The 7,583-nt window shown below is 62.5% G+C and carries 10 protein-coding genes; all 10 read right to left on the reverse strand.

The window, feature by feature from the left end:
* On the reverse strand, positions 1-540 hold a 540-nt coding region (locus L9059_RS30235), incomplete at its 3' end, for a molybdopterin cofactor-binding domain-containing protein (RefSeq protein WP_247296214.1).
* Positions 537-1,007 (reverse strand): (2Fe-2S)-binding protein, encoded by a 471-nt coding sequence (locus L9059_RS30240; protein WP_247296217.1) that lies wholly within the window; start codon positions 1,005-1,007, stop codon positions 537-539. The genes L9059_RS30235 and L9059_RS30240, both read right to left, overlap by 4 nt.
* 247 nt (positions 1,008-1,254) lie before the next feature.
* Positions 1,255-2,274, reverse strand: a complete 1,020-nt coding sequence (gene murB / locus L9059_RS30245) for a UDP-N-acetylmuramate dehydrogenase (protein ID WP_247296221.1) — start codon at positions 2,272-2,274, stop codon at positions 1,255-1,257.
* Positions 2,271-2,735 carry a low molecular weight protein-tyrosine-phosphatase gene (locus tag L9059_RS30250; RefSeq protein WP_247296224.1) on the reverse strand — a complete coding sequence of 155 codons (465 nt, stop codon included), beginning with the start codon at positions 2,733-2,735 and terminating at the stop codon, positions 2,271-2,273. The genes murB and L9059_RS30250 overlap by 4 nt, the downstream gene beginning before the upstream one ends.
* On the reverse strand, positions 2,735-3,499 hold the full coding sequence (gene kdsB, locus L9059_RS30255; RefSeq protein ID WP_247296227.1) for a 3-deoxy-manno-octulosonate cytidylyltransferase: 765 nt from the start codon (positions 3,497-3,499) through the stop codon (positions 2,735-2,737). Before kdsB ends, L9059_RS30250 begins: the two co-directional genes overlap by 1 nt.
* Positions 3,496-3,681: a Trm112 family protein gene (locus tag L9059_RS30260; RefSeq protein ID WP_007945752.1), complete on the reverse strand. Its 186-nt coding sequence runs from the start codon at positions 3,679-3,681 to the stop codon at positions 3,496-3,498. The genes kdsB and L9059_RS30260 overlap by 4 nt, the downstream gene beginning before the upstream one ends.
* A gap of 25 nt (positions 3,682-3,706) precedes the next feature.
* A complete protein-coding gene (gene lpxK, locus L9059_RS30265; RefSeq protein ID WP_247296230.1) occupies positions 3,707-4,717 on the reverse strand; it encodes a tetraacyldisaccharide 4'-kinase in 1,011 nt (336 codons plus the stop codon).
* Positions 4,717-5,148: an ExbD/TolR family protein gene (locus L9059_RS30270; RefSeq protein ID WP_247296233.1), complete on the reverse strand. Its 432-nt coding sequence runs from the start codon at positions 5,146-5,148 to the stop codon at positions 4,717-4,719. The genes lpxK and L9059_RS30270 overlap by 1 nt, the downstream gene beginning before the upstream one ends.
* Entirely contained in the window at positions 5,145-5,780 is a 636-nt protein-coding gene (locus L9059_RS30275) for a MotA/TolQ/ExbB proton channel family protein (RefSeq protein WP_247296237.1), read from the reverse strand. The genes L9059_RS30270 and L9059_RS30275 overlap by 4 nt, the downstream gene beginning before the upstream one ends.
* A 98-nt stretch (positions 5,781-5,878) precedes the next feature.
* Positions 5,879-7,583 (reverse strand): DNA internalization-related competence protein ComEC/Rec2 (locus L9059_RS30280; RefSeq protein ID WP_247296311.1); only part of this gene is annotated, 1,705 nt, incomplete at its 5' end.

The raw sequence follows: 7,583 nt of genomic DNA on the forward strand, positions 1-7,583 counted from the left end.
GCCGTAACCCAGCTCGCGCTGGGTGGGCTGGTGAATGACTTTGTGCAATTGCGCACGGCACTCGCCCACCGGCACTTGCCACTGCTCGGCAGCCGCTTGCTCAAGCATCGTGCGCGCAGCGGCGCCACAACGACGCATCGGCTCATACCAATGGCGCATGCTGCGCGAGCCGTCGGTGTCCTGGTTACCAAAGCGCACTTCATCACCGGGTGCCTGCTGTACCTTGACCAGCGCCCAGTCGGCTTCCAGCTCATCGGCGACCACCATGCTCAGGCTGGTACGCACGCCCTGGCCCATTTCCGAACGGTTGCAGACCACGGTCACGGTGCCATCGGCGGCAATGCTGACGTACACCTTCGGATCGTCAATCCAGCCATTGGGCATGCCGTCGGCGCCGAATTTCGGCGCCTTGTCGGCGGCGAGCGCGTCCTGCCAACCCCAACTCGCCGCCAGCACCAGCGCACTGGTAGCGCCTACGCCCTTGAGAAAACCGCGGCGGCTGAGATTGCTCAGTGCAAAATCATTCGGTAGCCCGCTCATGCCTTGGCCTCCTTCAGGTGGGTGGAGGCTTGGCGAATGGCGGTCTTGATGCGGTTGTAAGTGCCGCAACGGCAAATGTTGCCGACCATCGCTTCTTCGATCTGCTCGTCGCTGGGGTTGGGGTTGACCTTGAGCAGTGCTGTCGCCGACATGATCTGGCCACCCTGGCAGAAGCCGCACTGGGCCACTGCAGTGTCAAGCCAGGCTTGCTGGACGATTTGCCCGACCGGGTCGCTGTGCAGATTGTCGATGGTGCTGACGTCCTGGCCAATCACCGAACCGATCGGCGTGATGCAACTGCGTGCCGGGGAACCGTCGATGTGAATGGTGCAGGCACCACACAGGCCCATGCCGCAGCCAAATTTGGTGCCGTTGTAACCGGCCACGTCGCGGATGGCCCAGAGCAGCGGCATGTCCTCGGTGACATCGAGTTGATGGTCTTGACCGTTGAGTTTCAGGGTAATCATGGGCACGCCCGCATATCTAAAGACGGTTATGGGGTCGAGCAATCTGCCACCAGGGGCTGGCGGTTGGCATCACGCAGATCGACTCAGGCTAAGGAGGCTCTCTTATGCCGACGGCGACGTCAGCATCGGGCCTTTGGTGGAGCAAATGGATGTATCGTTAGGCGGCTAAGTTAACCCAGGATTAACAAAAAAGCCCTGCACATCGACAAATGTGCAGGGCCTCCAAGGCAGTGCTGAAAGCGTAGCCTCAATACTTGTTGGGCTCCATTTCCAGCTCAACCTCGAATCGTTGCCAAATGTCCTGCTGAATGCGTTGCGCCAGGTCCAGCAACTGCAGGCCCGTGGCAGCGCCATAGTTGACCAGCACCAGCGCCTGCAACTTGTGCACTCCGGCGTCGGCTTCGCGAAAGCCCTTCCAGCCTGCGCGCTCGATCAGCCATCCAGCCGCCAGCTTCATCTGCCCGTCCGGTTGCGCGTACGCCACCAGGTCGGGGAATTCAGCCTTGAGCCGGGTGACCAGCGCCGCAGGTACTAACGGGTTCTTGAAAAAACTTCCGGCATTGCCCAGCACTGCGGGGTCCGGCAGTTTTTCGCTGCGGATGCTGCAGATCGCCTGGCTGACATCGCTGGCGGTAGGACGGTCGATGCCCTGCTCGGTCAGGCGCTGACGCACCGGGCCGTATTCCAGATGCAGGTGTTCAGCGCGGTTCAGGTTAAAGCGCACCCGCAGGATCAACCAGCGCCCCGGCTCCTGCTTGAACAGGCTGTCGCGGTAAGCAAAGTTGCACTCGCCCAGGCTGAAATCCCGCAGTTCGCCGGTCTGGCGATCAAGGGCAGTCAGGCCGGCGAACACGTCCTTGATCTCCACGCCATAGGCACCGATGTTCTGCATCGGTGCCGCGCCGACGGTACCGGGGATAAGGCTGAGGTTTTCCAGGCCCGACATGCCCAGGGCCAGGGTGTGTTGCACGAAAGGATGCCAGGGCTCCCCAGCTTCGGCTTCGATCACCACCTGCTGGCCGTTATCGCTGAGGATGCGAATCCCGCAGGTGGCCATGCGCAGCACCAGCGCCTGGATATCGGCGGTGAGCAGCAAGTTGCTGCCCCCACCGATTACCAGCAATGGCACATCGTGCTCGGTGGCATAGGCCAGGGCTTCGCGCACATCGGCGTCACTGTGGGCTTCGGCAAACAGGCAGGCCTGCACATCCACGCCGAAGCTGTTGTAAGGCTTGAGCGATACCCGGGTTTGCACCTGCAGGCTCATAACCGACCCTTCAATTCGATCACCAGCAAGTCGCTGGCGCGCTCGATCAGGTCCAGCACCTGCTCGAAGCCCTGGTCACCGTCGTAATACGGATCCGGTACTTCATCGAGTTCCGACTGGTAACGGCGCAGGAACAGGTCAAGCTCCGCCTTGCCTTGCGCCGGTTGCAACGCCTTGAGGTTGCGCAGGTTGCTGTTGTCCATCGCCAGGATCAGGTCATACATGGCGAAATCGGCACGGCTGACTTGCTGCGCGCGCTGGCCGGACAAATCGTAACCACGCAGGCGGGCGGCAGCCTGGCTGCGCTTATCCGGAGCCTTGCCGACATGCCAGTCACCGGTTCCGGCGGAGGCAACCTCAACCTGCCCGGCCAGCCCCGCTTCACGCAGCTTGTGGCGCAGCACGCCTTCGGCGGTCGGCGAACGACAGATATTGCCCAGGCACACGAACAGAACCCGCATCAGGCCTCCAGCAGGCGACGAACCCGCTCCAGGTCTTCGGCGGTATCGACACCGGTGGGCGGCGCGATCAACGCGTCGGCCACGTGGATTCGCACGCCGTGCCACAAGGCCCGCAGTTGTTCCAGGGATTCGGTGTTTTCCAGCCAGCACGGGCCCCAGCTGACGAAGTCATGCAGGAAACCGGCGCGGTAGGCATATATGCCGATGTGGCGGCGGTACGGCACGCCTTCCGGCAGCGCCTCGCGGCTCTTGGCGAAGGCATCACGGGCCCACGGCAAGGTCGCGCGGCTGAAGGTCAGCGCCAAGCCGTTGAGGTCGCTGACCACCTTGACCACATTGGGGTTGAACAGGGTTTGCAGGTCTTCGATCGGCTCGGCCAGGGTGGCCATGCGCGCTTCGGTGTGGACTGCCAAGTTGGTCGCGACCTGATCAATCACACTTGGTGGAATCAGCGGTTCGTCACCTTGCACGTTGACCACGATGGCGTCGGGCGCCAGACCCAGTTTGGCCGCGACTTCGGCCAGGCGATCGGTACCGGAGTTGTGGTCTTCGCGGGTCAGCACCACTTCGGCGCCAAAACCCTTGCAGGCTTCGACGATGCGCAGGTCGTCGGTGGCCACGATTACGCGCTCGGCGCTGCTTTTGCTCGCCTGTTCCCAGACGTGCTGGATCATCGGTTTGCCGGCGATCAGCAACAGCGGCTTGCCTGGCAAACGGGTGGAGGCGTAACGCGATGGGATGACGACGGTGAAGGCTGCGGTCATTTATCCAGGCGCTCGTCGGTGGTCAGGGTGCGCGCTTCGGTTTCCAGCATCACCGGGATGCCGTCGCGAATCGGGTACGCGAGGCCGGCGCCCTTGCTGATCAGCTCGGTTTTGTCAGCGCTGAGCTTGAGCGGGCCTTTGCAGACCGGGCAAGCGAGGATATCGAGCAATTTGGTGTCCATGAGCATTCCCTGGATAAAAACGGAGTTAAGGCAAAAGACGATCCGGCACCAGGCGCATCAGCTGCGTATCGAACCAGGCCATAAAGGCCGGGGATGGCGCAGCATCTACCGCCAGGTACCACCAGTCGGGGGCGGCAAAGGTACGGCACTTCACCGCGTCCTTTTCAGTCATTACCAATGGCAATGACGGTCTGAAATTCAAGGCCTGTACGCTGTACTCGGCGTGGTCGGCGAACGCGTGCGGGACAGGCTTCCAGTGTAGCGTCTCGAGGGTCGTGAAGAAACGCTGTGGATTACCAATGCCCGCCACGGCATGCAGTGCCTGACCTGGAGGAAAATGATCGAGTGCCCGCCGCTCTCCGCTGTGCAGATTGACCAGGGCGGTAGGCTGCAACTGGAACGCAAACCCGTCATGGCGATCGTCTGCGGCGCCGTTGTAGAGCACCGCATCGACACTCTCAAGACGTTCGACCGGTTCACGCAACGGCCCGGCGGGCAGGCAGCGCTGGTTACCCAGGCCTCGGGCGGCATCGATCAGCACCAACTCAAGGTCACGTGCCAAGCGATAATGCTGCATGCCGTCATCCGACAGGATCAGGTCCAGTGGCTCACTCGCCAGCAAGGCCTTGACCGCTCGACTGCGGTCCGGGTCGATCATCAGTGGCACACCTGTGCGCTGCACGATCAACAAAGGCTCGTCGCCCGCGATTTCAGCGCCCTGATCCGCCGCGACCCGCCATGGCAGTTGCGGTGGCTTGGCGCCGTAACCGCGACTGACGACCCCTACTCGCAGGCCGCTGCGCTGGCAGTGCTGGATCATCCATAGAATCAGCGGAGTCTTGCCGGTACCGCCGACGGTGATATTACCGACCACGACCAATGGCACCGGGGGCTGATAGATCTCACCCTCGCCCGCCAGGAAACGCTTGCGCTTGTTCATGACCACGCGGCGATAGAGCCACTCCAGCGGCTGCAACAACTTCAGGGCCGGATGCCCCTGGTACCAAGCGGCGAGCAAGCGATCGGACATGGCCATCAGGGTGCGGGCGGCGCCGCCTCGACTGTGGTCATGCGCAGGTGACTGAAACCGAGTTTGCCGGCGGCATCCATGGCGGTAATGACCGACTGATGCTGGGTCTTGCCGTCGGCGCTGATGGACAACGGCAGGCTGGTGTCACCGTTGGATTCTTTCTGCAGAGCATCCATCAGGGTCGCCAGGTCGTTCTTGGGCAAGACCTGGTTATTCACCGAAAACGCGCCTTCGGCGTTGATGGCCACGTCCAGGTGCTTGACCTGCTGATCTTCGGCAGGCGTTCCACTGACTGCTTCGGGCAGGTCTACGCGCAATTGGGTTTCACGGGTGAAGGTGGTGGTCACGACAAAAAACAGCAACAGGATAAACACCACGTCGATCAGCGACGCGAGGTTTATGTCGACCGTTTCCCGAGGTTTGCGGCGGAATTTCACGCTCTGCCCTCAGCCAGGTCAACATCACGGTCACCCTGTACGACCTCCACCAGTTTGATTGCTTCCTGCTCCATACCCACCACCAGCTCGTCGATCCGGCGTTGCAGGAAACGGTGGAAGAACACTGCGGGGATGCCGACCATCAGGCCTGCGGCCGTGGTGATCAGGGCTTTGGAGATACCACCGGCAAGAACCGCCGCGTTGGTGCCCATACCGGTGCCCATGAAGGCACTGAAGATATCGATCATGCCCAGTACGGTGCCGAGCAAGCCCAGCAACGGCGCCATGGCGGCGATCGTGCCCAGGGCGTTGATGTAGCGTTCGAGTTCGTGAATGACCCGCGCCGCAGCCTCCTCAATGCACTCTTTCATGATCTCGCGACCATGCCGAGAGTTGGCCAGGCCCGCAGCCAGGACTTCGCCCAGAGGTGAATTGGCGCGCAATTCCTTGAGCTTTTCCTTATTGAGCTGTTTGTCCTTTATCCAGACCCAGACCTGGCCCAGCAAGTGCTCCGGGGCTACACGACTGGCACGCAGGGTCCACAGGCGCTCGGCGATGATCGCCATGGCCACGATGGAACTTAGAATGATCGGCAGCATCATCCAGCCGCCGGATTTGACCAATTCCCACACAGTGACAGTCCCCTCGAAAAAGTGCGCCACTCTACCATAGGGGGTCCTCACACCGAAGACCACGATAGCGCAACCGGTCGGGGCCGGCTGCGGGTCAGTCAATGTGCCAGCGGGGCTGGATCGCGCCAGAAGCGCCGTTGTTGACGCATTGTCGACGGCGGCTCGAATGTTCCCAGTTGCAGATGAACGGCACCCTGCTCGGCACTGTCGTAGATCCCCACCCCCAACTTTCGATAGCGTGCAATCACCGTTGGGTGCGGATGGCCGAACGAATTACCGTTGCCCCGGGAGATCAGCACCGCCTTGGGCTTAAGCGCGTTGAGCAAAGGCATCGAGGATGAGGTGCGACTGCCATGGTGCGGAGACTGCAACCAGTCAGTGGCGACGGCCAGCGGGCTGGCGAGAAAAGCCTGCTCCGCAGCGTGTTCGATATCGCCGGTGAGCAGCAGCCGCTCCCCCCCGGCCTCGATTTGCAGCACACAGGATCTGGAGTTGCTGTCCTGCGCCGAAGCCCAATGCCAGAGCCGAAAGCTCACCCCGTCCCAATTCCAGTGCCTGCCGCTTTCGCAAGCATCTGCGTGCAGGCCGTCTGCCGGCGGCAAGGGTTCACCCCCGACGATGCGCTGCACCGGTATTCCTTCAACCACAGCTTTGGCGCCTCCGGCATGATCGGCGTGGGCATGGCTGATCAGCATCATGTCGAGCTGTTCCACTCCCAGCTTGCGCAACGCCGGCAACACCACCCGCGCGCCCATGTCCATGGCGCCGGCGCGCGGCCCGGCGTCATACAACAGGTTGTGATGCCGGGTGCGCACCAGGATCGCCAGGCCCTGACCGACGTCCATCAGCCGGACCTCGGCAATGCCTTCGGCGATCGTGGGACGCGGTGGCAAGGCCAGCAATAGCAACATCGGCCAGCCCAGCCAGCGCATTGGCACACCCGCAGGCATCATTAGCAGCAAGGCGCCGGCCGCCGCCAACGCCCAGATCCATAGTGGAATCGCCATCGGCACCCAGGCGGGCAACTGCCCTGCCACTTGCGCCAGCCCCCTGAACAGCCAGTCGATCAGGCCTCCGGCGAGCCACAGCAAGCCCTCCCCTACATAGGGAATCGGCAGCAACAACGTGCCTAGCAGAGCGGGCGGCAGTACCAGGAAGCTGAGCCAGGGCACTGCGAGCAGATTGACCAGCGGCCCGCTGAGGCTGATCGGCAAGCCGAGGATGAGTAATAGCGGAGCCAAACCGATTGCGATCAACCCTTGCGCACGAGTCCAGGTTTGCCACCACGGCGATGGACCAAGCCGGCCACCGAAGGTAAAGATCAAGACCGCCACCGCCGCAAAGGATAGCCAGAAACCGGGTTGCAGGCTCGTCAGTGGGTCCATCAGCAGGACTCCGTTCAGCGCCAGCAGTAACGGCCACCAGGCACCGAGATGACGGAAGCGCAGGCGCCACAGCAGCACCAGGCCGATCATCGCGCAGGCGCGCCGCACCGGCACTTCGAAGCCGGCGAGCAACCCGTACCCCAGGGCCGCCGCAAATGCCAGACCGCAGGCCCAAGGCAGCCAGGGCAAGCGTCCCGGCCATAAGCCATAACGGGCCAGGCCTGCGATCAGCAGGTACACCACGCCTGCCAGCAAGCCGATGTGCTGCCCGGAAATCACCAGCAAATGCACGGTGCCGGTGTCTTGCAGTACCTGCCAGTCTTCGCGACTCAGACCGCTGCCGTCGCCCAGCACCAAGGCCGCCAGCGCACCGCTGCGTCCCTGCGCATTCACCGCCAGCAAGCGCTGGCGCAGGCTA

The organism is Pseudomonas violetae (genome assembly GCF_023072615.1).
GTDB lineage: Bacteria > Pseudomonadota > Gammaproteobacteria > Pseudomonadales > Pseudomonadaceae > Aquipseudomonas > Aquipseudomonas violetae.